Source organism: Geobacillus thermocatenulatus, assembly GCF_002217655.1.
GTDB classification, from domain to species: domain Bacteria; phylum Bacillota; class Bacilli; order Bacillales; family Anoxybacillaceae; genus Geobacillus; species Geobacillus thermocatenulatus.
On record NZ_NEWK01000001.1, the window covers coordinates 896,023 to 923,003 of the forward strand.

General features: G+C 54.1%; 28 protein-coding genes, 1 riboswitch and 2 other annotated features. Of the genes, 26 read left to right on the forward strand and 2 right to left on the reverse strand.

The features are described 5' to 3' along the window. Positions 1-33: 33 nt before the first annotated feature. The 17 genes from polA to B9L19_RS04630 all read left to right on the forward strand — a co-directional run bounded on the left by polA (position 34) and on the right by B9L19_RS04630 (position 17,249). Positions 34-2,670 carry a DNA polymerase I gene (gene polA / locus B9L19_RS04540; protein WP_047752670.1) on the forward strand — a complete coding sequence of 879 codons (2,637 nt, stop codon included), beginning with the start codon at positions 34-36 and terminating at the stop codon, positions 2,668-2,670. A 330-nt stretch (positions 2,671-3,000) separates the two neighbouring features. Continuing rightward, positions 3,001-3,825 carry a DNA-formamidopyrimidine glycosylase gene (mutM, locus tag B9L19_RS04550; protein WP_047752671.1) on the forward strand — a complete coding sequence of 275 codons (825 nt, stop codon included), beginning with the start codon at positions 3,001-3,003 and terminating at the stop codon, positions 3,823-3,825. 27 nt (positions 3,826-3,852) lie between these two features. Continuing rightward, the gene (gene coaE / locus B9L19_RS04555; RefSeq protein ID WP_047752672.1) at positions 3,853-4,458 is read left to right on the forward strand and encodes a dephospho-CoA kinase; all 606 of its coding nucleotides are present in this window, start codon (positions 3,853-3,855) and stop codon (positions 4,456-4,458) included. Between the two features lie 116 nt (positions 4,459-4,574). After that, complete coding sequence (locus tag B9L19_RS04560) at positions 4,575-5,603, forward strand: glyceraldehyde-3-phosphate dehydrogenase (RefSeq protein WP_025949465.1); 1,029 nt, start codon at positions 4,575-4,577, stop codon at positions 5,601-5,603. Positions 5,604-5,915: 312 nt separating this feature from the next. Beyond that, the gene (gene speD / locus B9L19_RS04565) at positions 5,916-6,290 is read left to right on the forward strand and encodes an adenosylmethionine decarboxylase (RefSeq protein ID WP_011232199.1); all 375 of its coding nucleotides are present in this window, start codon (positions 5,916-5,918) and stop codon (positions 6,288-6,290) included. Between the two features lie 124 nt (positions 6,291-6,414). Beyond that, positions 6,415-6,813: an aminotransferase class IV gene (locus B9L19_RS04570; RefSeq protein ID WP_025949464.1), complete on the forward strand. Its 399-nt coding sequence runs from the start codon at positions 6,415-6,417 to the stop codon at positions 6,811-6,813. A gap of 67 nt (positions 6,814-6,880) precedes the next feature. Next, a complete protein-coding gene (nrdR, locus tag B9L19_RS04575; protein WP_025949463.1) occupies positions 6,881-7,342 on the forward strand; it encodes a transcriptional regulator NrdR in 462 nt (153 codons plus the stop codon). Between the two features lie 104 nt (positions 7,343-7,446). After that, positions 7,447-8,832 carry a replication initiation and membrane attachment family protein gene (locus tag B9L19_RS04580; protein WP_047752676.1) on the forward strand — a complete coding sequence of 462 codons (1,386 nt, stop codon included), beginning with the start codon at positions 7,447-7,449 and terminating at the stop codon, positions 8,830-8,832. 11 nt (positions 8,833-8,843) lie between these two features. Beyond that, positions 8,844-9,785 carry a primosomal protein DnaI gene (gene dnaI, locus B9L19_RS04585; protein ID WP_047752673.1) on the forward strand — a complete coding sequence of 314 codons (942 nt, stop codon included), beginning with the start codon at positions 8,844-8,846 and terminating at the stop codon, positions 9,783-9,785. A 339-nt stretch (positions 9,786-10,124) separates the two neighbouring features. After that, on the forward strand, positions 10,125-11,000 hold the full coding sequence (gene ytxC, locus B9L19_RS04590) for a putative sporulation protein YtxC (protein WP_025949460.1): 876 nt from the start codon (positions 10,125-10,127) through the stop codon (positions 10,998-11,000). Positions 11,001-11,336: 336 nt separating this feature from the next. Further along, the gene (gene thrS / locus B9L19_RS04595; protein WP_025949459.1) at positions 11,337-13,286 is read left to right on the forward strand and encodes a threonine--tRNA ligase; all 1,950 of its coding nucleotides are present in this window, start codon (positions 11,337-11,339) and stop codon (positions 13,284-13,286) included. Positions 13,287-13,498: 212 nt separating this feature from the next. Beyond that, positions 13,499-13,631 (forward strand) — a sequence feature (ribosomal protein L20 leader region). After that, positions 13,627-14,205: a translation initiation factor IF-3 gene (gene infC / locus B9L19_RS04600; RefSeq protein WP_082131171.1), complete on the forward strand. Its 579-nt coding sequence runs from the start codon at positions 13,627-13,629 to the stop codon at positions 14,203-14,205. Its footprint overlaps the feature before it by 5 nt. A gap of 13 nt (positions 14,206-14,218) precedes the next feature. Beyond that, positions 14,219-14,419: a 50S ribosomal protein L35 gene (gene rpmI / locus B9L19_RS04605; protein WP_025949458.1), complete on the forward strand. Its 201-nt coding sequence runs from the start codon at positions 14,219-14,221 to the stop codon at positions 14,417-14,419. 25 nt (positions 14,420-14,444) lie between these two features. Then, positions 14,445-14,804 carry a 50S ribosomal protein L20 gene (gene rplT, locus B9L19_RS04610; RefSeq protein WP_011887944.1) on the forward strand — a complete coding sequence of 120 codons (360 nt, stop codon included), beginning with the start codon at positions 14,445-14,447 and terminating at the stop codon, positions 14,802-14,804. 557 nt (positions 14,805-15,361) lie between these two features. Continuing rightward, positions 15,362-15,568 (forward strand): DUF1294 domain-containing protein, encoded by a 207-nt coding sequence (locus B9L19_RS04620; RefSeq protein WP_025949457.1) that lies wholly within the window; start codon positions 15,362-15,364, stop codon positions 15,566-15,568. A 15-nt stretch (positions 15,569-15,583) separates the two neighbouring features. Then, the gene (locus B9L19_RS04625) at positions 15,584-16,069 is read left to right on the forward strand and encodes a dUTP diphosphatase (protein WP_025949456.1); all 486 of its coding nucleotides are present in this window, start codon (positions 15,584-15,586) and stop codon (positions 16,067-16,069) included. Positions 16,070-16,160: 91 nt separating this feature from the next. Beyond that, positions 16,161-17,249 carry a M42 family metallopeptidase gene (locus B9L19_RS04630; protein ID WP_025949455.1) on the forward strand — a complete coding sequence of 363 codons (1,089 nt, stop codon included), beginning with the start codon at positions 16,161-16,163 and terminating at the stop codon, positions 17,247-17,249. Positions 17,250-17,374: 125 nt separating this feature from the next. On the opposite strand, the gene sspI is transcribed toward B9L19_RS04630, so the two are convergent. Further along, positions 17,375-17,584, reverse strand: coding sequence for a small acid-soluble spore protein SspI (gene sspI, locus B9L19_RS04635; protein ID WP_015375579.1), 210 nt, complete (start codon positions 17,582-17,584; stop codon positions 17,375-17,377). A 127-nt stretch (positions 17,585-17,711) separates the two neighbouring features. Here sspI and B9L19_RS04640 point away from each other — a divergent pair, with 127 nt between their 5' ends. From B9L19_RS04640 to pheT, 6 genes are all read left to right on the forward strand, one after another. Beyond that, a complete protein-coding gene (locus B9L19_RS04640; protein WP_047752689.1) occupies positions 17,712-18,455 on the forward strand; it encodes an HI0074 family nucleotidyltransferase substrate-binding subunit in 744 nt (247 codons plus the stop codon). Positions 18,456-18,591: 136 nt separating this feature from the next. Beyond that, positions 18,592-19,116, forward strand: coding sequence for a peptide-methionine (S)-S-oxide reductase MsrA (gene msrA / locus B9L19_RS04650; RefSeq protein ID WP_025949453.1), 525 nt, complete (start codon positions 18,592-18,594; stop codon positions 19,114-19,116). After that, positions 19,113-19,865, forward strand: a complete 753-nt coding sequence (locus tag B9L19_RS04655; protein ID WP_025949452.1) for a TrmH family RNA methyltransferase — start codon at positions 19,113-19,115, stop codon at positions 19,863-19,865. Before msrA ends, B9L19_RS04655 begins: the two co-directional genes overlap by 4 nt. Before the next feature lie 40 nt (positions 19,866-19,905). Continuing rightward, entirely contained in the window at positions 19,906-20,286 is a 381-nt protein-coding gene (locus tag B9L19_RS04660) for a hypothetical protein (protein WP_047752678.1), read from the forward strand. 24 nt (positions 20,287-20,310) lie between these two features. Beyond that, positions 20,311-20,546 (forward strand) — a binding site (T-box leader). A gap of 40 nt (positions 20,547-20,586) precedes the next feature. Continuing rightward, complete coding sequence (gene pheS / locus B9L19_RS04665) at positions 20,587-21,621, forward strand: phenylalanine--tRNA ligase subunit alpha (RefSeq protein WP_047752679.1); 1,035 nt, start codon at positions 20,587-20,589, stop codon at positions 21,619-21,621. Between the two features lie 21 nt (positions 21,622-21,642). Further along, positions 21,643-24,057, forward strand: a complete 2,415-nt coding sequence (gene pheT / locus B9L19_RS04670; RefSeq protein WP_047752680.1) for a phenylalanine--tRNA ligase subunit beta — start codon at positions 21,643-21,645, stop codon at positions 24,055-24,057. Between the two features lie 110 nt (positions 24,058-24,167). On the opposite strand, the gene B9L19_RS04675 is transcribed toward pheT, so the two are convergent. Further along, a complete protein-coding gene (locus B9L19_RS04675; protein WP_089113865.1) occupies positions 24,168-25,091 on the reverse strand; it encodes a substrate-binding domain-containing protein in 924 nt (307 codons plus the stop codon). Between the two features lie 135 nt (positions 25,092-25,226). Here B9L19_RS04675 and modA point away from each other — a divergent pair, with 135 nt between their 5' ends. The 3 genes from modA (at position 25,227) to crcB (ending at position 26,914) form a co-directional block, all read left to right on the forward strand. Beyond that, on the forward strand, positions 25,227-26,018 hold the full coding sequence (modA, locus tag B9L19_RS04680) for a molybdate ABC transporter substrate-binding protein (RefSeq protein WP_025949447.1): 792 nt from the start codon (positions 25,227-25,229) through the stop codon (positions 26,016-26,018). Between the two features lie 48 nt (positions 26,019-26,066). After that, a riboswitch (Fluoride riboswitch) is annotated at positions 26,067-26,129 on the forward strand. Between the two features lie 45 nt (positions 26,130-26,174). Beyond that, positions 26,175-26,567, forward strand: coding sequence for a fluoride efflux transporter FluC (locus tag B9L19_RS04685; RefSeq protein ID WP_025949446.1), 393 nt, complete (start codon positions 26,175-26,177; stop codon positions 26,565-26,567). Beyond that, positions 26,564-26,914, forward strand: coding sequence for a fluoride efflux transporter CrcB (gene crcB / locus B9L19_RS04690; protein WP_047752682.1), 351 nt, complete (start codon positions 26,564-26,566; stop codon positions 26,912-26,914). The genes B9L19_RS04685 and crcB overlap by 4 nt, the downstream gene beginning before the upstream one ends. Positions 26,915-26,981: the final 67 nt, after the last annotated feature.

The following is a 26,981-nucleotide window of genomic DNA, read 5'->3' on the forward strand; positions in this document are numbered from 1 at the left end:
GGTACAATAGGACAAGGAAGCATCCGAGGAGGGATGAGATTGAAAAAAAAGCTTGTTTTAATCGACGGCAGCAGCGTGGCGTACCGCGCCTTTTTTGCCTTGCCGCTTTTGCATAACGACAAAGGCATCCATACGAACGCCGTCTACGGGTTTACGATGATGTTGAATAAAATTTTGGCGGAAGAAGAGCCAACTCATATGCTTGTCGCGTTTGACGCCGGGAAAACGACGTTCCGGCATGAAGCGTTTCAAGAGTATAAAGGTGGGCGCCAGCAGACGCCACCGGAGCTGTCGGAGCAGTTTCCGCTGTTGCGCGAGCTGCTGAGGGCGTATCGCATCCCCGCCTATGAACTCGAGAACTACGAAGCGGACGATATTATCGGAACGCTTGCCGCCCGCGCTGAGCAGGAAGGGTTTGAGGTGAAAGTCATTTCCGGCGACCGCGATCTGACCCAGCTCGCCTCCCCCCATGTGACGGTGGACATTACGAAAAAAGGGATTACCGATATCGAACCATACACGCCGGAGACGGTCCGCGAAAAATACGGCTTAACTCCGGAACAAATCGTTGATTTGAAAGGATTGATGGGCGACAAATCGGACAACATCCCCGGAGTGCCGGGCATCGGGGAAAAGACGGCGGTCAGGCTGCTCAGGCAATTCGGCACGGTCGAAAATGTGCTTGCCTCCATTGACGAGATCAAAGGCGAAAAGTTGAAAGAAACGCTGCGCCAACACCGGGAGATGGCGCTGTTAAGCAAAAAGCTCGCCGCCATTCGCCGCGACGCCCCGGTCGAGCTCTCGCTTGATGACATCGCCTATCAAGGGGAAGACCGGGAGAAAGTGGTCGCTTTATTTAAAGAGCTTGGGTTTCAATCGTTTTTAGAGAAAATGGAATCGCCGTCATCAGAAAGGGAAAAACCGCTTGCCAAGATGGCATTTACGCTTGCTGACCGCGTGACGGAAGAGATGCTTGCCGACAAGGCGGCGCTTGTTGTTGAAGTGGTCGAGGAAAATTATCATGATGCGCCGATCGTCGGTATCGCTGTGGTCAACGAACATGGACGGTTTTTCCTGCGCCCGGAGACGGCGCTTGCCGATCCGCAGTTTGTCGCCTGGCTTGGTGATGAAACGAAGAAAAAAAGCATGTTTGACTCAAAGCGCGCGGCAGTCGCCTTGAAATGGAAAGGAATTGAGCTATGCGGCGTTTCCTTTGATTTATTGCTGGCTGCCTATTTGCTTGATCCGGCGCAAGGTGTTGATGATGTGGCTGCCGCAGCCAAAATGAAGCGATACGAAGAGGTGCGCCCGGATGAAGCGGTGTATGGCAAAGGGGCGAAGCGGGCCGTGCCGGATGAGCCAGTGCTCGCCGAGCATCTCGTCCGCAAGGCGGCGGCGATTTGGGCGCTCGAACGGCCGTTTTTGGATGAGCTTAGCCGCAACGAACAAGATCGGTTGCTCGTCGAGCTCGAGCAGCCGTTGTCTTCGATTTTGGCGGAAATGGAATTTGCCGGAGTGAAAGTGGATACGAAGCGGCTCGAACAGATGGGCGAAGAGCTCGCCGAGCAGCTGCGCACGGTCGAGCAGCGCATTTATGAGCTCGCCGGCCAAGAATTCAACATCAATTCGCCGAAACAGCTCGGCGTCATTTTATTTGAAAAACTGCAGCTGCCCGTCTTGAAAAAAACGAAAACCGGCTACTCCACTTCGGCGGATGTGCTTGAAAAACTTGCGCCTTATCACGAGATCGTGGAAAACATTTTGCATTACCGCCAGCTTGGCAAGTTGCAGTCGACGTATATTGAAGGATTGCTGAAAGTCGTGCGACCCGATACAAAGAAGGTGCATACGATTTTCAATCAGGCGTTGACGCAAACCGGACGGCTCAGCTCGACGGAGCCGAACTTGCAAAACATTCCGATTCGGCTTGAGGAAGGACGGAAAATCCGCCAAGCGTTCGTGCCGTCGGAGTCTGATTGGCTCATTTTCGCCGCCGACTACTCACAAATTGAGTTGCGCGTCCTCGCCCATATTGCGGAAGATGACAATTTAATGGAAGCGTTCCGCCGCGATTTGGATATCCATACGAAAACAGCGATGGACATTTTCCAAGTGAGCGAGGACGAAGTGACGCCCAACATGCGCCGTCAGGCGAAGGCGGTCAACTTTGGGATCGTTTACGGGATCAGTGATTACGGCTTGGCGCAAAACTTAAATATTTCGCGCAAAGAGGCGGCTGAATTCATCGAGCGCTACTTCGAAAGCTTCCCTGGCGTGAAGCGGTATATGGAAAACATTGTGCAAGAAGCAAAACAGAAAGGGTATGTGACGACGTTGCTGCATCGGCGCCGCTATTTGCCGGATATCACGAGCCGCAACTTCAACGTCCGCAGTTTTGCTGAACGGATGGCGATGAACACGCCGATTCAAGGGAGCGCCGCTGACATTATTAAAAAGGCGATGATCGATCTGAACGCCAGACTGAAGGAAGAGCGGCTGCAAGCGCGCCTTTTGCTGCAGGTGCATGACGAGCTCATTTTGGAGGCGCCGAAAGAAGAGATGGAGCGGCTGTGCCGGCTCGTTCCGGAAGTGATGGAGCAAGCGGTCACACTTCGCGTGCCGCTCAAAGTCGATTACCATTATGGCTCGACGTGGTATGACGCGAAATAAAGAGAAGTCTTGGTGTGGAGCGCCGGCATCCCTAAGAAGGCCTGTGATGGAATGAAAAAGCAGTTTCACAACGACTCTTCTCCAGTCGGGAAGCCTTGAACATCGAGCCGTCCTTCTCCACCAACATGACCGATTTTGTGAAAATCAGTGTTTCTCACCGGCCTTTTAGGCAGAATCTTTCGGTGCGACGATTCTCGGATGCGGGTCGATGAATGGGAGCGAAACAGCTGCCGCCCCCATGGAGAATCTTTCTCTCGACGGATGAACCGGCGTCAATGTGAAAGTGTCGGCGGGAACGATGCAGGAAAACGGAGGAAAGGGGGGATCGCCATGCCGGAATTGCCGGAGGTGGAAACGATCCGTCGTACGCTTTTGCCGCTTATTGTCGGAAAAACGATTGAGGATGTGCGCATCTTTTGGCCGAACATCATCCGCCATCCGCGAGACCCCGAGGCGTTTGCGGCAAGAATGATCGGACAGACGGTGCGTGGTTTGGAACGGAGAGGGAAATTTTTGAAATTCCTGCTCGACCGCGATGCGCTCATTTCCCATTTGCGCATGGAAGGGCGCTACGCCGTTGCTTCTGCCCTCGAGCCGCTCGAACCGCATACCCACGTCGTGTTTTGCTTCACGGACGGCAGCGAACTCCGTTACCGCGACGTGCGCAAGTTCGGAACGATGCACGTTTATGCCAAAGAAGAAGCTGACCGCCGGCCGCCGCTTGCTGAGCTTGGGCCGGAGCCGCTTTCCCCGACGTTTTCCCCAGCTGTATTGGCGGAGCGGGCGGTGAAAACGAAACGGTCGGTCAAAGCGTTGCTCCTTGATCAGACGGTCGTGGCTGGGTTTGGCAATATTTATGTCGACGAATCGCTGTTTCGCGCCGGCATTCTTCCCGGCCGGCCGGCCGCCTCGCTCTCCAGCAAAGAGATCAAGCGCCTGCATGAGGAAATGGTGGCGACGATCGGCGAGGCGGTCATGAAAGGGGGAAGCACGGTGCGCACGTACGTGAACACGCAAGGGGAAGCGGGTACGTTTCAGCATAGCTTATTCGTCTACGGACGCAAAGGAGAGCCATGCAAACGATGCGGCACGCCGATTGAAAAAACGGTTGTCGCCGGCCGCGGCACGCATTATTGCCCGCGCTGCCAGCGCTAGGCGGCGCGTAAAAAGGAGAGGGGTTCCATGACGTTGACGATCGGATTGACCGGCGGGATCGCCAGCGGCAAAAGCACGGTGAGCGCGATGATGCGCGAGCTCGGCCTTCCGGTCATTGATGCTGACGAAGCGGCGCGCGCCGTCGTCCGACCGGGGGAAGACGCCTACCGTCAGATTATCGCCGCCTTCGGTCCGGGCATTTTGCAGACAAATGGAGAGATCGATCGGGCGAAACTCGGGGCGATCGTGTTCAACGACGAAGAAGAACGGAAAAAGCTAAACGCCATCGTTCACCCGGCGGTGCGTCAGAAAATGCTCGCGGAGAAAGAAGCGCTCGTCCGTTCCGGGGCGAAAACGGTCGTATTGGACATTCCGCTTTTATTTGAAAGCGGATTGACATCCTGGGTCGATAAAGTACTTGTCGTGTATGTTGACGATGACATCCAGCTTCGCCGGCTGATGGAGCGGAACGGGTTCACTGAGGAAGAAGCGCGCGCCCGCATCCGCGCCCAATGGCCGCTGGTGGAAAAAAGGAAGCGGGCCGACGCGGTCATCAACAATAACGGAACGAGGGAAGAGACACGCCGTCAGCTGTTGGCTATTTTGAAACAATGGGACGCCTTGGAAAAATAGGCGTCTTTTTTGTTCGCTTTCAGTCATTTTGTTCTCCACATTTCCTAAAAATATGATATACTATTTATACAAATATAAGAAAATAGTATAACATATATGAGAGGAGAACAAAGCGAATGAAGGCGAAAGTGGCGATTAACGGTTTCGGACGAATCGGACGGATGGTGTTCCGGCGCGCCATCAATTCCCCTGATCTCGACATTGTGGCGGTGAACGCCAGCTATCCGCCGGAAACGTTAGCCCATTTAGTGAAATATGACTCAAACCACGGCAAATTTGACGGTGAGGTCATCGCCTTGGAAGACGGCCTGCTCGTCAACGGCAAAAAAGTGAGGCTGTTAAACTCGCGCGACCCGAAACAGCTGCCGTGGAAAGAGCTTGATATCGATATGGTGATTGAAGCGACCGGAAAATTCAACGATCGTGAAAAGGCGAGCCTTCACCTTGAGGCAGGGGCGAAGCGCGTCATTTTAACCGCCCCGGGCAAAAATGAAGATGTGACGATCGTTGTTGGCGTCAACGAGCATATGCTTGACATCGACCGCCATTTCATCATTTCGAACGCCTCGTGTACGACAAACTGTTTGGCTCCGGTCGTCAAAGTGCTCGATGAAGCGTTTGGGATTGAAAACGGCCTGATGACGACGGTTCACGCGTATACGAACGACCAAAAAAACATCGACAACCCGCATAAAGATTTGCGCCGCGCCCGCTCATGCGCGCAGTCGATCATCCCGACGACAACGGGAGCGGCGAAGGCGCTCGGGTTGGTGCTGCCGCATTTAAAAGGGAAGCTTCATGGCATGGCGCTCCGCGTCCCGACGCCGAACGTCTCGCTTGTCGACTTGGTCGTCGACTTGAAGCGCGATGTGACGGTTGATGAGGTGAACGAGGCGCTTATCCGCGCTGCCAACGGCCCATTGAAAGGCATCTTGGATTTCACGATGGAGCCGCTTGTCTCGATCGATTTCAATACGAATCCGCATTCTGCGATTATCGACGGCCTGTCGACGATGGTGATGGAAGGGCGAAAAGTGAAAGTGCTTGCTTGGTATGACAATGAATGGGGCTATTCGTGCCGCGTCGTTGATTTAGCCCATCTTGTCGCGGCCAAAATGATTGAGCGTCTCAGCGTCAATGCGTAACAGCGGTTCGATGTGAAGCGCGCCGCCTGCGCTATGGCTTTTGCGATCCGCACAAACGGATCGGGCCACGGTGCGGGCGTGGCGCTTTTTCTCTTTTTTATGCAAAAAAATTAAAAAGTCTGTTGCAAAAACCCCCTAAACAAAGTATACTATGTCTCGTGAACTTCTTAACGGCAAGGGTAATGTGACTACTTAAAGGGTTAGGACCTCTTAGGACTAACTTTCCCCCGTGGTAGTTATACATGCCATTTTGCAACTCACCTTCTGTTTTTTTATTTGTTTGAGAAAATTGGTTAAAGGGGGATTCTTTTCATGGACACGATGGGTCGTCACGTTATCTCGGAACTTTGGGGATGCGACTTTGACAAACTGAATGATATTGATTTTATTGAAAAAACGTTCGTTGACGCCGCGTTAAAGTCGGGAGCGGAGATTCGCGAAGTGGCGTTCCATAAATTCGCTCCGCAAGGCGTAAGCGGGGTCGTCATTATTTCGGAATCGCATTTGACGATTCACACGTTTCCCGAACACGGCTATGCGAGCATTGATGTGTATACATGCGGCCATTTAGACCCGACGATTGCGGCCGATTACATTGCCGAAATGCTGGGCGCGCAAACGAGGGAAACGATTGAACTTCCGCGCGGCATGCGCCCAATCGAAGTGAAAAAGGCGCAGGCACTGTAAATGGGATCATGATAAACCGAAAGGAGCGTAAGCGAAACGCTCCTTTTTTTGCGTCCTCGGCGGTGCAACAGCGGCGAAAATCATGGTATGATGGAAGAAAAAGAATGACTAGGGAGACGTGTCCATGAGCATGTGGAAAACACTCAAATACGCCTTCACAAACCATTGTGAAACGCGGGAAAATCATGAAGATGAAGAGCTAAGAAGCCATTATTACAAAGCGACAAACCGCGCCGTCATCGATGCGGTCAAGGAGCTGCTCTCGTCGCTGCCTGGCGCCGAGCTCGTTTCTGTTTCCGAAGAGCGCGGTGAAATTTGTGCGCAAACAAGGCGCGGCAAAAAGTTGTTCATCGTCGCTACCGTCATTTCCGTGCGGCCGTTTGAAACGGCGGTCGACTTTTCCGCGACGACGGAGACGAAGCTATTGCCGTTTGATTTTGGGTATAGCCGGGCGGTCATTCTTGATTTGTATCGGAAGCTCGACGCCCGTCTGCCCTATATCGGTTCCGGACTGAACAGCTAACTATATCTTGTCTCCTTTCGTCCATTCCGGTATGATAGAAAATAAGAAGATCAACGGAGTGGATGTTATGCGATGTCCTTCATGCCATCATCAAGGCACGCGCGTGCTTGACTCGCGCCCGGTTGAAGAGGGTCGTTCGATCCGCCGCCGGCGGGAGTGCGAACAGTGCCATTATCGGTTTACGACGTTTGAGCGGATCGAGGAGCCGCCGCTGATTGTTGTGAAAAAAGAGGGAACGCGCGAAGAATTCAGCCGGGAGAAAATTTTGCGCGGCTTGATCAAAGCGTGCGAGAAGCGGCCAGTGGCGCTCGAGGAGCTTGAAAAAGTGACGCAGGACATTGAGCGCGAACTGCGCAATCAAGGCGTCTCGGAAGTGAAAAGCGAAACGATCGGCGAAATGGTGATGGAGCGCCTGTCACACATCGATGAGGTCGCCTATGTCCGCTTCGCTTCCGTCTATCGGCAGTTTAAAGATATTAATGTGTTTATTGAAGAACTGAAAGAGCTGATCAAAAAAGGGCAACGGTAAAAAGGGCTTTGGCGTTAGGCGGCAAGCCCTTTTTTCAACGTCTTTTCGGCAGGAAAGGGGAGAGCCGGTTTGAAACGAATACGGCGGAATGGAAGGTCGGAGCGATGCAACACCATTGGAAAGAGCTGATTGCTGTCGACCGTTATACCGTGCAAAGCCGTGGGGTGTTGCAAGAGGTGGACCGTAAAGTGCTGACGCTGCTTTACCAGCCGCTCATCGGTTGCCGGGCGTTGGCGCTTTATATCACGCTTTGGGGGGAGCTTGAGCTGCTTGATGGCCAGGAAGCGACCCATCATCGGCTTATGGCGCTCATGCAGTGCGGACTGCCGGACATTTACAGCGAACGGTTGAAACTCGAAGGAATCGGGCTGCTCAACACATACGTCCACGCTAAAGAGGCGGATGAACCGAAGCTGTTTCTTTATGAGCTGCGTCCGCCGCTGGCGCCAGACCAGTTTTTCCGCGATGAAATGTTGAGCGTCTTTTTGCGCCGGCAAGTCGGCCGCCATTTGTTTATTCAGCTGAGCAACTTTTTTGCCCGTCCGTCCATTGATGAAACGAAATTCACCCAGGTGACGCGGTCGTTTTCCGACGTGTTTTCGGCCGTGCCCGCTGAACAAATTGTCGCCGGCCTCAGCGAAGAAGCCGGGCCCGAGCTGCTTGAAGGGAAGAATCACATCAGGCGGGATGAGGCGTCGTATGTGCTCGATGATGATGTATTCGACTTTGAGCTGTTTTTTGCCGGCCTGTCCAAGCAGCTTGTGCCGCGCCGGGCGGTGACAGCGAAAGTGAAGGAAGCGATTAAAAAGCTGGCGTTTTTATACGGCATTCCGCCGCTTGAGATGCAAAAACTGGTCCTTGGTGTCATCGATCCGGCCTATCATATCGATATTGACGCGTTGCGCCGGGCGGCGCGCGAATGGTATGAGCTCGAACATGGCGGTGTCGAGCCGCGCCTCGTCGAACGAGTGCAGCCGCTCGCCTACCGGATGATGGAAAACATCGAACCGCGCACAAAAGAGGAGCAACTAATGAAACAGCTGGAAACGATTTCCCCACGCCAACTGCTCAAGGAAATCTCAGGCGGCGCTGAGCCGTCGCTGGCTGATTTGCAGCTGATCGAAGATGTGATGTTTAAGCAGCAGCTGCTCCCCGGAGTTGTCAACGTGCTCATTTATTATGTCATGCTTCGAACGAATATGAAGCTGTCGAAAAAATACGTAGAAAAAATCGCCAGCCATTGGGCGCGCAAAAAGGTGAAAACCGTGAAGGAAGCAATGGAACTGGCGAAAGAAGAGGCGAAAACATACCAAAACTGGGCGAACGAAAAGGAAAAAGGGACGCGGACGGTGCGCAAAGTCGTGCGCACGGAAATCGTCCCGGACTGGCTGAACATGGATTACAGCCAGCCGGATGATGATGATTTTGACGTCGAACAGGCGCGCAAAGAGCTTGAGGAACGGCTGAAAAAATACCGTGATGAATCATAGAGGGAAAAGCCATGGAACGAGTAAACCACCTGTTGCAGCGGTTGCTTGGCAATCAACGGTTTAAACAACGCTACGAACAAATGAAACGCTACATTTTGGAGCATCCGGACGTGCAGCTGTTTTTGCGGGCGCACGAACGGCAATTGTCGGCCGATGCGGTGGACCGCAGCTTGATGAAGCTGTATGAATTCATCGAGCAGCACGGCAATTGCCGCCAATGTCCGGGCCTTGAACGATGCAACAACATGCTGCCGGGGTACCATCCAAATTTGGTGGTCAACGGTGGAAGGATCGACGTTGAGTACGACCGCTGCCCAAAAAAAGTGCAGCATGACGAGCGAAAACGACAAGAGTCGCTCATTCAAAGCATGTTCATGCCGCGCGAAATCTTGCGTGCTTCGCTCTCTGACGTCGATCTCAACGACAATGGGCGGATCAAAGCCATCCAGTTTGCCGAGCGGTTTGTGGCGGAATACGAGCCAGGGAAAAAAATGAAAGGCTTGTATTTGCACGGATCGTTTGGGGTGGGCAAAACGTATTTGCTCGCCGCGATCGCCAACGAGCTGGCGAAGCGAAACGTCCCGTCGCTGATCGTCTACGTGCCCGAGCTGTTTCGTGAGATGAAACATTCGCTTCAAGACCAGACGATGAACGAAAAGCTTGATTATATCAAAAAAGTGCCGGTGCTGATGCTCGATGACCTTGGGGCGGAGGCGATGTCAAGCTGGGTGCGCGATGATGTGTTTGGCCCGATCTTGCAATACCGGATGTTTGAAAACTTGCCGACGTTTTTCACCTCGAATTTTGACATGCAGCAGCTCGCCCATCATTTGACGTATTCGCAGCGCGGCGAAGAAGAGAAGGTGAAGGCGGCGCGCATTATGGAGCGAATCCGCTATTTGGCTTATCCGATTGAAATCACCGGACCGAACCGCCGCGAGCAAAATATATAAAGGCGATTTGAAACGTTGCCGTTTGCACAGGCATGTTGATTAACCCATAAAAACTAGTTGAGCAGGTTCTGTTTCTAGCTTTTCTGCCGTAGTCGGCAAGCGGTTCGTTTGCCGACTGGGGCTGACCCAAAAGGGTAATTTTCCTTAAACAAAATACAACATCATTGTTTTTGTTTTATGCCTGTATACGATAATAAGAAAAGGTGTCCCGATCCTTTTGGGGCACCCTCTCCTCAAACAATGAACGCCGCTAAGCTTTGTGGTTTTTTAGTCTAAACAGCCCGTTGTCCCCATATATATAAACCAAGCATTCCTTTCGGGTTAAGGGGGGGACAGCGGGTGATCGAAATCCATTTTGACGAGGCAAGCGAGGCGGAAAAATTGGCTGGGCTGCTAGATCACCGGCAACCGGATGACGGTCCGCTGTTTCATGCCGCTTATGACGGGAACAAAACCGTGGCGGTTTACATACAGGGCGAGGAAAAGCGTGTGCTTGAGGAGCATATCATCCCAGCGATGACGGCGTTTATGCAGGAGGTGATGGAAGACCGGCTGCTGCTATCCATCATTGCCAATGTTTTTTATTTCCGCGACGTCGAAGAACAGCAGCAAATTTTGGCCCTCGCTCATTCGTTTTTGGACGGCGAGCGGCGCGATTACCGGAAGAGCGCGGCGTTTGCCGCCTCGCGCACCGTGATGTTGCGCGACGCTTTTGCCTCCTTTTTGCGCGACGGCTTATCATTTTCGTTTTCTTCCTTTGTTATGTTCCGGTTAAAGCCGTATATGGAGCGCCTCCACCATTATGTCGAGCTGGCGATTGATGAATACAAGCTGGAGCAAGAGTACCAAAATTTTGTACAAATGCTGCGCGACTGCCTGGCTGGCCGGACGCCGCAATGGCCGCGCCTGTATTTGGTGCACGATCCGCCGCACTTCGTATTTTACGACAGCGAGCGGCGGGAGCTGTCGGCGGCGGAAGTGAGACAGTTGATCGACCGCCATCTCGTCTTCAGCCAGCCGATGTATATTGATGCATCGGTGCTCGCTCCGCTTGTCTCGCTTGCTCCGGCGGAAATTGAGCTGTACACCGATCATCCGGATGACGGCATGGTGCAGACACTGCAAAACGTGTTTCAAGAACGGCTGACCGTCTGCCGCCGCGCCGATTTTTCCCGCTTGTTTGCCGCCAACGCTGGAAATGGGGGAGAAGCTTGATTTTTCCTGCTGTTTTCGCTATAATGTCGTCATGAATATGGATGAATACAAGCGATGACGAGGACATGGGCGCATTTTTACGGTTTCCAGAGAGGGAAGGCAGCGGCTGGAACCTTCCTAACACGAAAAATGTGCTTACCCCCTCAGAGCTGCGGCAGCGAACGCAACGCCCAGTAGTTGCCGCCGGTCGACGGCCGTTATTCTTGTTGAGCCATGGCATGGCGAGGCGCTGCCATGGGAAGAAGGGTGGAACCACGACGAAAACTCGTCCCTTTAGGAGGGAGGAGTTTTTTTATTTTTCCATTCTCATCATCATGACAAAGGAGTGATTTGCCGATGCCAGACGTCATTCGCATCACGTTCCCAGATGGGGCGGAAAAGGAGTTTCCGAAAGGGACGACGACGGAAGACATCGCGGCCTCGATCAGCCCAGGGCTGAAGAAAAAAGCGATCGCCGGAAAATGGAACGGCCGGTTCGTTGATTTGCGCACGCCGCTTTACGAAGATGGCGAGCTTGTCATCATCACCCAAGACATGCCGGAGGCGCTTGACATTTTGCGCCATAGCACCGCCCATTTAATGGCGCAGGCGATCAAACGGCTGTATGGGTATGGCAACGTCAAGCTCGGCGTCGGTCCGGTCATTGAAAACGGCTTTTACTATGATATCGACATGGAGCATAAGCTGACGCCAGACGATCTCCCGAAAATCGAAGCGGAAATGCGCAAGATTGTCAAAGAAAATTTGGACATCGTCCGCAAAGAAGTGAGCCGGGAAGAAGCGGTTCGGCTGTATGAAGAAATCGGCGATGAGTTGAAGCTCGAGTTGATCGCCGATATTCCAGAAGGCGAGCCGATTTCGATTTATGAGCAAGGGGAGTTTTTCGACCTTTGCCGCGGTGTGCACGTGCCGTCGACTGGAAAAATCAAAGAGTTCAAGCTGCTCAGCATCTCGGGGGCCTACTGGCGCGGCGACAGCAGCAACAAAATGCTGCAACGCATTTACGGGACGGCGTTTTTCAAGAAGGAAGATTTGGAGCGCTATCTGCATCTTCTCGAAGAGGCAAAGGAGCGCGACCACCGGAAGCTCGGCAAAGAGCTTGAGCTGTTTACGACGTCACAAAAAGTCGGGCAAGGCTTGCCGCTTTGGCTGCCGAAAGGAGCGACGATCCGCCGCATCATTGAACGGTACATCGTCGACAAAGAAGTGGCGCTCGGGTACGATCATGTCTACACGCCGGTGCTCGGCAGCGTCGAGCTGTACAAAACATCGGGCCATTGGGATCATTACAAAGAAAACATGTTTCCGCCGATGGAAATGGACAATGAACAGCTTGTGCTGCGTCCGATGAACTGCCCGCACCATATGATGATTTACAAAAGCAAGCTGCACAGCTACCGCGAGCTGCCGATCCGCATCGCGGAACTTGGCACGATGCACCGCTATGAAATGTCGGGCGCGCTCACCGGCTTGCAGCGCGTCCGCGGCATGACGCTCAACGACGCCCATATTTTCGTGCGTCCGGATCAAATCAAAGACGAGTTCAAACGCGTCGTGAACTTGATTTTGGAAGTTTATAAGGACTTCGGCATTGAGGAATACTCGTTCCGCTTGTCATACCGCGATCCGCATGACAAAGAAAAATATTACGACGATGATGAAATGTGGGAAAAAGCGCAGCGCATGCTTCGCGAAGCGATGGACGAGCTCGGCCTCGACTACTACGAAGCGGAAGGGGAAGCGGCGTTTTACGGGCCGAAGCTCGATGTGCAAGTGCGCACGGCGCTTGGCAAAGACGAAACGCTCTCAACGGTGCAGCTTGACTTCCTGTTGCCCGAGCGCTTTGACCTCACGTACATCGGCGAAGACGGAAAGCCGCATCGCCCGGTCGTCATCCACCGCGGCGTCGTCTCGACGATGGAGCGGTTTGTCGCGTTCTTGATCGAAGAATACAAAGGCGCGTTCCCGACATGGCTCGCCCCGGTGCAGGTGAAAGTGATCCCGGTGTCGCCGGAGGCGCACCTCGATTACGCGTATGACGTGCAGCGGACGTTAAAAGAAAACGGCTTCCGCGTCGAAGTCGACGAGCGCGACGAAAAAATCGGCTACAAAATCCGCGAAGCGCAAATGCAAAAAATCCCGTACATGCTCGTTGTCGGCGATAAAGAAGTGTCTGAGCGAGCGGTCAACGTCCGCCGCTATGGCGAAAAAGAAAGCCGGACGATGGGGCTTGACGAATTTGCCGTCTTGTTGGCGGGAGACGTGCGGGAAAAACGAGCGAAATAAGGAACGGCCTATGGCGGTCCGATGCGTTTCGGACCGCTTTTTTCGCGCCTAGGCGGGGGCTGGGGCGCGTTGTTGTGAACAAGCGGAAATTTTCTCTTGCCAACGAATTGAGGATCCATTATAATAAAGAACGTTGTGTTTATCAAGAGCCGCTCCTTGACATGCCATCGCCAAGGTGGTATAGTGTATAAAGTGGAATGATGGCTTGTTTGTAACAAAAGCAGAAGCGCCCGCTTCTCACCTGACCGACGCCAAGACGGCTGTTGGCAGGTTGTTACGGTTCGTCAATGCGAGTGTAAGGACGTACTGCGCGGGTGCTTTGTGCATCTGCGCTTTTTCGTTGAGAGCGGGCTCTGCCGGCAAACAAGCCAGTCGGAAAAAACCTTGGAGGTGGCTCAATATTAGCAAAGATTTTATTATCAATGAACAAATTCGTGCCCGTGAAGTGCGCTTGATCGACCAAAACGGCGAACAGCTTGGCATCAAGTCGAAGCAGGAAGCGCTTGAGATTGCGGCAAGACGCAACTTGGATCTTGTGCTTGTCGCGCCGAACGCCAAACCGCCCGTTTGCCGCATCATGGACTACGGCAAATTCCGCTTCGAGCAGCAGAAGAAAGAAAAAGAAGCGCGCAAAAAGCAAAAGGTCATCAATGTGAAAGAAGTGCGCCTCAGCCCAACGATCGAGGAGCATGACTTCAACACGAAACTGCGCAACGCGCGCAAGTTTTTGGAAAAAGGCGATAAAGTGAAAGCGACGATCCGCTTCAAAGGACGGGCGATCACCCATAAAGAAATCGGGCAGCGCGTCCTTGACCGCTTCTCGGAAGCGTGCGCCGACATCGCGGTCGTCGAAACGGCGCCGAAAATGGACGGGCGCAACATGTTTCTCGTGCTCGCACCGAAAAACGACAACAAGTAAGGAGGAAACTGTGATGCCAAAAATGAAAACTCACCGCGGCTCGGCGAAACGGTTCAAAAAGACGGCGAGCGGCAAATTGAAACGCGGCCATGCCTATACGAGCCACTTGTTTGCCAATAAAACGAAAAAACAAAAACGCCAGTTGCGCAAAGCGACGCTCGTTTCGCCTGGCGATTTCAAACGCATTCGCCAAATGCTCGACAACTTGAAATAACGACCAACTATAGGAGGGAACGATTATGCCACGCGTAAAAGGTGGACCAGTGACGCGCAGACGTCGCAAAAAAGTATTGAAGCTTGCGAAAGGCTATTTCGGCGCGAAACACGCGTTATATAGAGTTGCGAACCAGCAAGTGATGAAATCGCTCATGTATGCGTATCGCGACCGCCGTCAACGGAAGCGCGATTTCCGCAAACTGTGGATCGCCCGCATCAATGCGGCGGCCCGCCAAAACGGCCTGTCGTACAGCCGTTTGATGCACGGCTTGAAATTGGCCGGCGTCGAAGTCAACCGGAAAATGCTCGCCGACTTGGCGGTCAACGACCAAGCGGCGTTTGCCCAACTCGCCGATTTGGCGAAAGCGAACTTGAATAAGTAACCATGACGGCCATCCTGGCAAAGGGTGGCCGTTTTTTTTTCGGCAACGAAATGGGGGGCTTGAAAGACGATCAGCGCTGCTGTTTTTCTCTCAAGGAAAGGGATGGATATGGTACAATACGGAATAGCGATCAATCTTCTTGCCTTTTTCATCCTATTTCGCGCAGGAGCCTTCCCCACTTCAACGACCAAAGGGAGGAAGTGGGAGAGGAATGCGCGTTTCCCCTTTCTTTTGTGTATGATAGAATAAAGGCGTGGAGAAAACCGTTCAATCAAGGCACTCCAATAACGGCTGCTCGATGGATGGAGTTGGTTGCAGGAAACGTTGTAACCGTCAAACATCGAGCGTAGGTCCGTCTGTTGTGTGTGGAAGCCAAGTACTGCCAACAGACACACCGAGAGAATCGGTAACGATGCAGGCATGACCTGCGTCGTTGGGCAGCTGTCAACCTGCCCCTGATGCAACCCCAAGTCAAGGAAGGAGGACGAAGTCCGCTCGCACTTCTGGGGAGTTGCAAGCCCTCACTTCAAGCGTGAGCGAAGTGGGGGTAGTTGACGATGGGGCTTGACAAACACAAAGCGAAACGCCGACGCTTTCGCATTGCCGAGCGGACGCTTTGGCTGCTGGCGCTGGCAGGCGGGGCCATCGGCGGTGCAGCTGGGATGTACACGTTTCGCCATAAAACGCGCCATCGGGCTTTTCGCTATGGTTTGCCGCTGTTGGCAGCGGTGGAGCTGTTTCTCTATTGGCGATGGATGAGGTAGAAAGGGGAGGAGAGAATGAATTGGCCTTTGCTTTACGATATGCAGCGCATGTTGGATGAGCGGATTGAAACAGAGCATGGCCTTATGCATGAGGACTTGTTCGATCGGAAAATGCTTGCGTTTCTCGTCGAACTCGGGGAGCTGGCCAATGAGACGCGCTGTTTTAAATTTTGGAGCATCAAACCGCCCGCGCCGGCGGAACGGGTGCTGGAGGAATACGTCGACGGCTTGCACTTTTTGCTTTCGCTCGGGCTGGAGTGCGGATTTTTCTATGAACAGGGAGAGGTTCCGCCCGTTGAGCGGCTGCCTGTTGAACAGTTTCTTGCCGTCTTTCGCACCGCCGAACGGTTCGGGGAGACGAGAGCGCGAGGGGAATATGATGCGCTGTTTACGGAATATTTGCGCCTTGGCTCGGTGCTTGGTTTTTCTCCACAGGAGATCACCGCGGCGTATCGGCGGAAAAACGAAGTGAACCACAAGCGGCAAAACGAACGGTATTAATTTTTTTCGGGAATCGAATGATTGAATTTTGCCAACCGCCAGTCTTTTCAAGTATAATAAAAAATGGACAAAAACAGAAAGGGGTGCCAAGATGGCGAAGTTGGACGAAACGTTGACGATGCTGAAAGCGCTGACCGATGCGAAAGGCGTCCCGGGCAATGAACGGGAAGCGCGCGACGTGATGAAGACATACATAGCCCCATATGCGGACGAAGTGACAACCGACGGCCTCGGCAGCTTGATCGCCAAAAAAGAAGGGAAATCGGGCGGGCCGAAAGTGATGATCGCCGGTCATTTGGATGAAGTCGGTTTTATGGTGACGCAAATCGACGATAAAGGATTCATCCGCTTCCAAACGCTCGGCGGCTGGTGGAGCCAAGTGATGCTCGCCCAGCGCGTGACGATCGTGACGAAAAAAGGCGACATCACCGGCGTCATCGGTTCGAAGCCGCCGCACATTCTGCCGCCGGAGGCGCGCAAAAAACCGGTCGACATCAAAGACATGTTCATCGACATCGGCGCGACAAGCCGCGAGGAAGCGATGGAGTGGGGCGTACGCCCGGGCGATATGATCGTCCCGTATTTTGAATTTACGGTATTGAACAATGAAAAAATGCTGCTCGCGAAAGCATGGGACAACCGGATCGGCTGCGCGGTCGCCATCGATGTGCTCAAGCAGTTAAAAGGCGTCGACCACCCGAACACCGTATACGGCGTCGGCACGGTGCAAGAGGAAGTCGGCTTGCGCGGTGCGCGCACGGCCGCCCAATTCATTCAGCCGGACATCGCCTTTGCGGTGGATGTCGGCATTGCCGGCGACACGCCGGGCGTATCGGAAAAAGAAGCGATGGGCAAACTCGGAGCCGGCCCGCACATCGTCTTGTACGACGCGACGATGGTGTCGCACCGCGGATTGCGCGAATTTGTCATCGAAGTGGCGGAAGAGCTGAACATTCCGTACCATTTTGATGCCATGCCGGGCGGCGGCACGGATGCGGGAGCGATTCATTTAACGGGCAGCGGTGTTCCGTCGCTGACAATCGCCATCCCGACGCGCTACATCCACTCGCACGCCGCCATTTTGCATCGCGACGATTATGAAAACACGGTCAAGCTGCTTGTCGAAGTGATCAAACGGCTTGACGCCGACAAAGTGAAACAACTGACGTTTGACGAATAAAAAGTGGCTGACTCAAAAGGGTCATTTTCCTTAACAAAACACAACATATTGTTTCTTAATGATTGTTTTATGCCTATAACGGTGATAAGAAAGGGTGTCCCGATCCTTTTGGGACACCCTCTTTGTTACTGTTTAACTGCCTGCTCGAGCGTGGTGAGCATCATGTCTTTTTGCTGTTCATTGGCGTGCGTCCAAATGGCTTCAAAGAGGACGCCGAGGCCGGGCAAATATTTTTCCTCGCCACGCTGGATCGCGTCCTCGATTGTATTTTCGAGCTGTTCTTTCGAGTTGTTGGCGACGTTGTGCATAATGGCTTTCCGCAAGTTCAAATCCATTTGTCTCACCTCGTTGGCCGTATTGTACACCGTTATCGTTTGCCAATGGCGGCGGATTTATACATGGAGCGGCTCTCGTATATGGTATAATAGAGGAAAAACTAGACCGAAATGAGTGATGGCGACGATGGACGAGAAACCGCTCTATGGATTGGAACGAACGGTATTTCGCCAACTGCTCCATCTATTTTCCCGTTATGCTGATGTCATTGAAAAAGTCATTTTGTTCGGCTCAAGAGCACGAGGCGATTACAAGGAAGGATCGGATATCGATTTGGCGATCAAATTTCGAAAACTGGGAGGCCCGCTGCACCTCTTGCAATCGGACTTGGATGAACTTCCGATCATTTATCCGATCGATGTTGTTGATTACAATCAAATTCACAACGAACAGCTAAAAATGAATATTGACCAAGAAGGAAAGACGATTTTTCAAACGAACGAGCACGGGAAGGTGATGGTCACCATGAGCCGGCTGATGGATCGATTTTATGATTTCGAACGGGCGCTCTCCAAACTCCGGCAAAGCGCCGCAAGAGACGCCAAAACGGATGACCTTGTTGTCGATGCGACCATTCAACGTTTTGAATTCACGTATGAACTAGCATGGAAATGGATGAAGCTTTACTTGGAGCATCAGGGATACGCCGAAGTGACGAGTCCGAGGAAAACGATTCGCGAGGCGTTTCGGGAAGGGGTGATTCAAGACGGAGAGACATGGCTTCGCATGCTCGAAGACCGCAACCGGACGTCCCATACGTATGACGAAGAAACGGCGATGGACATTTACGAACGCATCCGTACACACTATATCCCGCTGTTTGACCGTTTGCTTGACGAAATGAAACAACGGCTTGACTCAGTAACATGAGCGGCCGGCGTGCGGAACGGAATGAGCCTGGCTTTGTGAAGGAACTTGGCTTTGGTCGTGAAAGATGACAACGGCACACATTTTGCTATAATCATATAATCAAAGGAAGAAACTTGACGCATGAGGTGACGACACAATGGAAAAAGCGACATTCGCCGGCGGCTGCTTTTGGTGCATGGTGACGCCGTTTGAGGAACTTGACGGCATTTACGGCATCGTCTCCGGCTATACGGGCGGGCATGTCGAAAACCCGACATACGAGCAAGTGAAAACCGGCACGACCGGCCATTACGAAGCGGTGCAAATCACGTTTGACCCGGACGTCTTTCCGTATGAGCGGCTGTTGGAGCTGTATTGGTGCCAAATCGATCCGACCGATGACGGCGGCCAGTTTCACGACCGCGGGCCGCAATACCGGACGGCGATTTTTTACCATAACGAAAGACAGCGCCAGCTCGCCGAACAGTCAAAGCGGGCGCTCGAGGAAAGCGGGCGCTTCTCCAAGCCGATTGTGACGAAAATTTTGCCGGCGACGACGTTTTACCCGGCGGAAGAGTATCATCAAAACTACCATAAGAAAAATCCGGAGCATTACAAGCAAGACCGCGCCGCGTCCGGACGCGACGAGTTTATCGCCAAACATTGGGGGACGAAACGGTGAAACGGATCGAATCGCCGAAAAATGCGCGCGTCAAACAATGGAAAAAGCTGCTGACCAAAAAAGGGCGCGATGAGACCGGATTGTTTTTGCTTGAAGGATTCCATCTCGTCGAAGAGGCGATAAAAAGCAACGCGCCGCTTGTTGAGTTAATTGTGGACGAGCGGACAGCCATCCCGCCCGGCTGGGACGCCAGCGTCCCGGTTGTGATCGTGACCGAAGCGGTGATGAAGACGATCAGCAGCACGGAGACGCCGCAAGGCATCGCCGCGGTGTGCCGAAAGCTGCCGGCCGAATTGGAAGGGGTGAAGACCGCTTTGCTCATTGACGCGGTGCAAGACCCGGGCAATCTTGGAACGATGATTCGCACCGCCGATGCGGCTGGGATCGATGCTGTCATCCTTGGCGAAGGATGCGCCGATTTGTACAATCCGAAGGTCGTGCGGGCGACGCAAGGGTCGCTGTTTCATCTTCCGGTTGTCAATGGCGATTTGGCGCAATGGATCGCGCGTTTCAAGGAGCAGGGCATTCCGGTGTACGGCACCGCCTTGGAGAAAGCCGTCGATTACCGCACCGTTCCGCTATCGTCTTCGTTCGCTTTGCTCGTCGGCAATGAAGGAAGCGGCATCCGTCCCGAACTGCTGGGTCTCACGACCGAGAACGTGTACATCCCGATTTATGGCCAAGCCGAGTCGCTGAACGTCGCCGTTGCGGCCGGAATTTTGCTTTATTCCTTGCAGGCGGTGCGGTAAATAGAAAAGAAAATGAATCGGACAAGGGGGACGGAGACGGATGGATGACGAACTGCGGGCATTGTTGAACGCGGTGCTTGAGCCTCTTGATGCTCGAGGAGCCTACATTGAACAAATGCGCATGGACATCGCCAAGCTGCAAGAAAGTGTGAAACAACTCGAAGACAAAGTGGACCGCATCCAAAACGATGTCGATACGATGAAACGGGATATGGACGCGATGAAAAAAGATATGGTTGCCATGAAAAAGGACATGTTTGGAGTAAAAAAAGATGTTGCGGCGCTCAAGGAAGGGCAAGTGCGGCAGGAAAAGATTATGGAGCGCCTTGTCATCCGTTCGATTGAGCAGGAAGCGGAAATCGATGAGCTGCGCAAAGAAATTTCCACCTGCCCTTGCCTTTGCCTGCCTATTTGCGTATAATGGATAGCGAAATTTCCCATACGGACAACAACGATGACGGAGAAAAGTAGCTTGCTTGTCGCCATCCAGGGAGAAAACGCCGTAGACTGGGAGCGTTTTTATGGCCGACGCAAGTGAAGTTCACCTCCCGAGTTGGCACCGGGACCATCCCAAAAGGGGATGTAAAGGTGTTCCGGCTTTCGGCCGTTATCGCAATGAAGCGAACAGCACATTTGTGCTGTTAACAAGGGTGGTACCGCGAGCAACAACTCGTCCCTTACCGGGGGCGGGTTTTTTATTTTGGATAGAGGAGGGACTCAAGTGAAAGAACGGCTGTACGAGCTGAAACAAGAAGCGCTTCGCCGAATCGATGAGGCGAAAGACGTCAAAGCACTGAATGACGTGCGCGTCGCCTACTTGGGCAAAAAAGGGCCGATCACCGAAGTGCTGCGCGGCATGGGGGCGCTGCCGCCGGAAGAGCGCCCGAAACTCGGCGCGCTGGCCAATGAAGTGAGAGAGGCGATCCAGCAGGCGCTCGAGGCGAAACAAACGAAACTGGAACAAGAGGAAGTCGAGCGGAAGCTGGCCGCCGAAGCGATCGATGTGACGCTGCCGGGACGTCCGGTGAAACTCGGCAATCCCCATCCGCTGACGCGCGTCATCGAGGAAATTGAAGATTTGTTTATCGGCATGGGCTATACGGTCGCCGAAGGGCCGGAAGTCGAGACCGACTATTACAACTTTGAGGCGCTCAACTTGCCGAAAGGCCATCCGGCCCGCGATATGCAAGATTCGTTTTACATCACGGAGGAGATTTTGCTTCGCACCCATACGTCGCCGATGCAGGCGCGGACGATGGAGAAACACCGCGGGCGCGGCCCGGTGAAAATCATTTGCCCGGGCAAAGTGTACCGCCGCGACACGGACGATGCGACGCATTCGCACCAATTTACGCAAATTGAAGGACTGGTCGTGGACCGGAACATCCGGATGAGCGATTTGAAGGGGACGCTGCGCGAATTCGCCCGCAAGCTGTTCGGGGAAGGGCGCGACATCCGCTTCCGTCCGAGCTTTTTCCCGTTCACCGAGCCGTCGGTCGAAGTCGATGTTTCCTGCTTCCGCTGTGAAGGGCGGGGCTGTGGCGTCTGCAAAGGCACCGGCTGGATCGAAATTTTAGGCGCCGGCATGGTGCATCCGAACGTGCTCGAGATGGCCGGCTTTGACTCGAAAACGTACACCGGCTTTGCGTTCGGCATGGGGCCGGAGCGGATCGCGATGCTGAAATACGGCATCGATGACATCCGTCATTTCTATCAAAACGATCTACGTTTCTTGCGGCAATTTTTGCGTGTGTAACAGAAAAAGGAGGGGTTTTCCATGCTCGTGTCTTACCGTTGGCTGAGCGAGTACGTCGATTTGACAGGCGTCACCGCTGCGGAACTCGCTGACCGCATCACGAAAAGCGGCATTGAAGTCGAGCGGGTTGAGGCGCTCGACTGCGGGATGAAGGGCGTCGTCATCGGTCATGTGCTCGAATGCGAGCCGCATCCGAACGCCGATAAACTGCGGAAATGCGTCGTTGACATTGGCGAAGGCGAGCCGGTGCAAATCATTTGCGGCGCGCCGAACGTCGCCAAAGGGCAAAAAGTCGCTGTGGCGAAAGTCGGGGCGGTGCTGCCGGGCCATTTCAAAATCAAACGGGCAAAATTGCGCGGCGAAGAATCGAACGGCATGATTTGTTCGCTCCAAGAGCTTGGCGTCGAGGCGAAAGTTGTGCCGAAAGAATATGCGGACGGCATTTTCGTCTTCCCGAGCGATGCGCCGATCGGCGCTGATGCGTTGGAATGGCTCGGCTTGCACGATGAAGTGCTCGAGCTCTCGCTAACGCCCAACCGTGCCGACTGTTTAAGCATGATCGGCGTCGCCTATGAAGTCGCCGCCATTCTCGGCCGCGATGTCAAACTGCCGGAAGCGGCGGTCAAAGAAACGAACGAAAACGTTCACGACTATATTTCGGTGCGCGTTGAGGCGCCGGAAGACAACCCGCTGTACGCCGGGCGGATCGTGAAAAACGTCCGGATCGGCCCGTCGCCGCTTTGGATGCAAGCGCGCTTGATGGCGGCCGGCATTCGCCCGCACAACAACGTCGTCGACATTACGAACTACATTTTGCTTGAGTATGGCCAGCCGCTGCACGCGTTTGACTACGACCGCCTCGGTTCGAAGGAGATTGTCGTCCGCCGTGCAAAAGCGGGCGAAACGATCATCACCCTTGATGATGTCGAGCGGAAGCTGACGGAAGACCACCTAGTCATCACGAATGGCCGCGAGCCGGTCGCCTTAGCCGGCGTGATGGGCGGGGCGAATTCAGAAGTGCGCGATGATACAAAAACCGTGTTCATTGAAGCGGCGTACTTTACAAGCCCGGTCATCCGCCAAGCAGTGAAAGACCACGGGCTGCGCAGCGAGGCGAGCACCCGGTTTGAAAAAGGGATCGATCCAGCGCGGACGAAAGAAGCGCTCGATCGCGCCGCGGCGCTGATGGCGGAATACGCCGGCGGCGAGGTCGTCGGCGGCGTCGTGGAAGCGAGCGTGTGGCGTGAGGAGCCGGTGGCGGTGGCGGTCACGCTCGAACGCATCAACAGCGTGCTCGGCACGGCGATCACGAAAGAGGAAGCGGCCGCGATTTTGTCAAACTTGCAATTTCCGTTTGCGGAAAACAATGGAATGTTCACGATCCGCGTCCCGTCGCGCCGACGTGACATTGCGATTGAAGAAGACATCATCGAGGAAGTGGCGCGCCTGTATGGCTACGATCGCCTGCCGGCGACGCTGCCGGTGGCGGAGGCGAAACCGGGCGGCCTCACGCCGCAGCAGGCGAAGCGCCGCCGCGTCCGCCGCTATTTGGAAGGGGCCGGCTTGTTCCAGGCCATCACGTATTCGCTCACGAGCCCGGACAAAGCGGCGCGCTTTGCGCTCGAGACGGCCGAATTGGTCCGCTTGGCGCTGCCGATGAGCGAAGAGCGGAGCGTTTTGCGGCAAAGCTTGATTCCGCATCTGCTTGAAGCGGCGAGCTACAACCGCGCCCGTCAAGTCGAAAACATCGCCTTGTACGAAATCGGCTCTGTCTACTTGTCCAAAGGAGAAGGCGTCCAACCGGCGGAAAAAGAGCGTCTCGCTGGCGTTCTCACCGGCTTATGGCACGCCCATTTATGGCAAGGAGAGAAAAAGGCCGTTGATTTTTACGTTGCCAAAGGGATTTTGGATGGCCTGTTTGACTTGCTTGGACTTGCCGCCCGCATCCAATACAAGCCGGCCAAGCGCGCCGATTTGCATCCCGGACGGACGGCGGATATCGCGCTTGACGGCAAGGTGATTGGCTTTGTCGGCCAGCTCCATCCGGCCGTGCAAAAAGAGTACGATTTAAAAGAAACATACGTGTTTGAGCTCGCTTTAACTGATCTGTTGAACGCCGAAAGCGAAGCGATCCGCTATGAGCCGATTCCGCGCTTCCCGTCCGTCGTGCGCGACATCGCCTTGGTCGTCGACGAAAACGTCGAAGCCGGCGCCCTCAAGCAAGCGATCGAAGAAGCCGGGAAACCGCTTGTCAAAGACGTCTCCCTCTTTGACGTCTACAAAGGCGACCGCCTGCCGGACGGGAAAAAATCGCTCGCCTTCTCGCTCCGCTACTACGATCCGGAGCGGACGCTCACGGATGAAGAAGTCGCCGCCGTCCACGAGCGGGTGCTCGCCGCAGTCGAGAAACAATTTGGCGCGGTGCTGCGCGGGTAAAACGAAAAGCTGTTCCGAAAGCGATTCGCTTTTGGAACAGCTTTTTTCGTGAGAGGCCGTCTTAAAACGGATTCAGAAAACGAAGGATGCCAACAGAGGCGGGTGTCCTGTCAGCCGCGCTCAGCCATAATGCGCCCGGTTTGCGACACATCGTACCCGCCGAGCGCCTCGAGTTCGGCGCGGAACGAGTCGGAGCGGAGCACGTCCAGCACGGAAGCGATGAGCGATTCATTCTCCGGCGTCTGCAGCATGACGACATCATACTGTTCGTTCATCAGCGGAATGAACTCGACGCCGGCCATTCGCGCCACTTTTTCCGTGCCGATGCCGACATCAGCGAGACCGGCCGCCACCGCGGAGGCGACGCTCAAATGGCTTGTCTCCTCGCGCTCATAGCCGCGAATAGCGGACGGTGACAGTCCATGCAGGCGCAGCTGTTCATCCAAGAGCACACGCGCCCCCGCTCCTTTTTCCCGGTTGACGATCACGACGTCGCTCCTTCCTAAGTCGCTCCACGTTTGGATGCCGCGCGGATTGCCTTTTGGCACGTAAAATCCGATTGGCCTGCGCATCAAGTTCACCATGATGTACGCATGGCCTGTCAACAGCTTTTCAACATAGGGACGGTTGTACTCACCCGTTTGCCCGTCAAACAAATGCACGCTGACGATGTCACATTGCCCTTTGTATAGAGCGATCAATCCGTTGAGGCTGCTCGTATAGGTGCGAAGCGATTGATAAGGACCGCCTTTCTCGAGATGGACGCCAAGCAAATCGAGCGCCATATCTTGACCGCTGATGATGATGGGGCGAAAGGCGGTTTCGGTCGGCCGTGAAACGGTGGAAAAAACGGTGCTTGCCTCCCCTTTTTGCCCGTCGATGTACCGACGAAGATCATCCGCGGTGATCCGCATTTGCCGCCCGACGCGAAAGACGGACAGCTTCCCTTTTTTCACTAAATCGTACACCGTCAGTTTGGACACTTTTAATAAGGAAGCGATTTCTTCAATCGTGTATGACCGCGGCTCCGTCATCATGCCATCCTCCTTTCTTTCATTGTAGCGCAAAGAGAGCGATGTGAAAAAATTTTTCTTTTCTAACTAATTATCATTATTTATAATTAGATATCATTACATATAAAACTCTGAATGAGGATAAGGGGGATGTAGATGCGAAAAATGGCATGGCTTGTCGCGGTGGTCTTGTTGTTCGGCTTGTATGGCTGCGACAGCGGTTCGAAAGAGGGGGCTGGGCAAACGAAATCGGCGGACAAAGTGGAGCTCACCATCTCCGCCGCCGCCAGCCTGCAGGAAGCGTTGGCAGAAGCGAAAACAGCGTTTGAACGAAAGCACCCGAACATCCGCATCCAATATAATTTTGGCGCGTCGGGCGCCTTGCAAAAACAAATTTCCGAAGGGGCGCCGGTCGATCTCTTTTTCTCCGCGGCTGCCGAGCCATTTGAGGAACTGAAAAAGGAAGGGCTGATCGATTCCAAACACGAAAACACCGTGCTCGCCAACGAGCTGGTGCTCATCGTTCCGAAACAAGGAGAAGGGGCGATTCAGTCGCTCGATGGCCTCACCCGCGCCAAACGAGTGGCGATCGGCATCCCCGAGTCGGTGCCGGCTGGCATGTACGCCAAACAAACGCTCGAAAAGGCGGGACTGTGGGAGCAGGTGAAAGCGAAGCTTGTTTACGCGAAAGACGTTCGTCAAGTGCTGACGTACGTGGAAACCGGCAACGTCGACGCCGGGTTTGTGTACCGGACGGACGCGCTCGTGTCGGACAACGTCAAGATCGCCGCCGCCGTGCCAAGCGGCATGCACGACCCCATCGTCTATCCGCTTGGTGTTGTCAAGACGAGCAAACATCTCAAGGAGGCGCGGGAGTTGTATGATTATTTGACGAGCGAACAGGCGCTCCAACTATTCGAACAACACGGGTTCCGACCAAGCCGTTGAATCTGCTTCCCATCGGGAGGGGATATATGGTAAAATAAAGGCGATGCCAATCGAATAGGCGATGGAGTTCGCCATAACCGCCGGCTTCCGGCTGATGACTCCTGCTGCAGATGGATGCGGCAGGAGTCTGTTCATTTTTGGAAGGAGGGGTTCTGATTGATCTATCTCGCTGTCGGCGCAGCCGGCATGATCGGCGCGCTTGTCCGCTATGTCGTTGGTCTTGTCGTGCCCGTTGTCTGGTTGGGAGGGGTTCCGCTCGGAACGCTTTTGGTGAACTGGACAGGCTCGTTTTTGCTCAGCTGGATTACAGTGGTGTTCAACCGCCGCCCGTCTTGGCCGACGTGGCTGAAAACGGCGGCGACGACCGGGTTCATCGGTTCGTATACGACGTTTTCGACGCTCAGCGTCGAATGTGTGGAATGGATGGAACAAGGGCGCTTTGGCATGGCGGCCGTGTATATCGCTGCCAGTCTGTTTGGCGGTCTAGCCGCCGCATGGGCGGGATATGCCGCCGCCCATCCAAGACGAAAGGAGGAAATGGCAAGATGATCGCACCGCTATTGGTGATGATGGGCGGTTTTTTCGGCGCCATCTGCCGTTATGCCGTCAGCCGCTGGGCGGCTCGGGGTTCGCCGTGTTTTCCCATAGGAACGCTCATTGTCAACTTGCTGGGGTCCTTTTGGCTCGGCTGGCTCGCCGGAAGCGGCGCCGTCGATGCCGCAAAGCTGCTTGCCGGCACCGGCTTTATGGGGGCGTTCACGACGTTTTCGACGTTAAAATGGGAAAGCGTGCAAATGATGCAGCAGCGCCAATGGGCGAAGGTGATCGTTTATTTGGCGGCTACGTATTTGTGTGGCGTGTGGCTGGCGTGGCTTGGCTATCGCGTGGGGCGGTGATGAGCGGCAATGAAAAATGGACTTGATTTCTTATTTTACTTGTCTTTGGGCAGTCCGCGTGGGTCAA

Coding starts and splice junctions, on each gene's coding strand:
- rpmI (WP_025949458.1), top strand. CDS start 14,219: ATGCCAAAAATGAAAACTCACCGCGGCTCGGCGAAACGGTTCAAAAAG.
- coaE (WP_047752672.1), top strand. CDS start 3,853: ATGACGTTGACGATCGGATTGACCGGCGGGATCGCCAGCGGCAAAAGC.
- speD (WP_011232199.1), top strand. CDS start 5,916: ATGGACACGATGGGTCGTCACGTTATCTCGGAACTTTGGGGATGCGAC.
- thrS (WP_025949459.1), top strand. CDS start 11,337: ATGCCAGACGTCATTCGCATCACGTTCCCAGATGGGGCGGAAAAGGAG.
- sspI (WP_015375579.1), bottom strand. CDS start 17,584: ATGGATTTGAACTTGCGGAAAGCCATTATGCACAACGTCGCCAACAAC.
- B9L19_RS04560 (WP_025949465.1), top strand. CDS start 4,575: ATGAAGGCGAAAGTGGCGATTAACGGTTTCGGACGAATCGGACGGATG.
- B9L19_RS04620 (WP_025949457.1), top strand. CDS start 15,362: ATGGGGCTTGACAAACACAAAGCGAAACGCCGACGCTTTCGCATTGCC.
- B9L19_RS04570 (WP_025949464.1), top strand. CDS start 6,415: ATGAGCATGTGGAAAACACTCAAATACGCCTTCACAAACCATTGTGAA.
- B9L19_RS04640 (WP_047752689.1), top strand. CDS start 17,712: ATGGACGAGAAACCGCTCTATGGATTGGAACGAACGGTATTTCGCCAA.
- mutM (WP_047752671.1), top strand. CDS start 3,001: ATGCCGGAATTGCCGGAGGTGGAAACGATCCGTCGTACGCTTTTGCCG.
- B9L19_RS04675 (WP_089113865.1), bottom strand. CDS start 25,091: ATGACGGAGCCGCGGTCATACACGATTGAAGAAATCGCTTCCTTATTA.
- B9L19_RS04630 (WP_025949455.1), top strand. CDS start 16,161: ATGGCGAAGTTGGACGAAACGTTGACGATGCTGAAAGCGCTGACCGAT.
- polA (WP_047752670.1), top strand. CDS start 34: ATGAGATTGAAAAAAAAGCTTGTTTTAATCGACGGCAGCAGCGTGGCG.
- msrA (WP_025949453.1), top strand. CDS start 18,592: ATGGAAAAAGCGACATTCGCCGGCGGCTGCTTTTGGTGCATGGTGACG.
- rplT (WP_011887944.1), top strand. CDS start 14,445: ATGCCACGCGTAAAAGGTGGACCAGTGACGCGCAGACGTCGCAAAAAA.
- crcB (WP_047752682.1), top strand. CDS start 26,564: ATGATCGCACCGCTATTGGTGATGATGGGCGGTTTTTTCGGCGCCATC.
- pheT (WP_047752680.1), top strand. CDS start 21,643: ATGCTCGTGTCTTACCGTTGGCTGAGCGAGTACGTCGATTTGACAGGC.
- dnaI (WP_047752673.1), top strand. CDS start 8,844: ATGGAACGAGTAAACCACCTGTTGCAGCGGTTGCTTGGCAATCAACGG.
- B9L19_RS04625 (WP_025949456.1), top strand. CDS start 15,584: ATGAATTGGCCTTTGCTTTACGATATGCAGCGCATGTTGGATGAGCGG.
- nrdR (WP_025949463.1), top strand. CDS start 6,881: ATGCGATGTCCTTCATGCCATCATCAAGGCACGCGCGTGCTTGACTCG.
- B9L19_RS04660 (WP_047752678.1), top strand. CDS start 19,906: ATGGATGACGAACTGCGGGCATTGTTGAACGCGGTGCTTGAGCCTCTT.
- modA (WP_025949447.1), top strand. CDS start 25,227: ATGCGAAAAATGGCATGGCTTGTCGCGGTGGTCTTGTTGTTCGGCTTG.
- B9L19_RS04580 (WP_047752676.1), top strand. CDS start 7,447: ATGCAACACCATTGGAAAGAGCTGATTGCTGTCGACCGTTATACCGTG.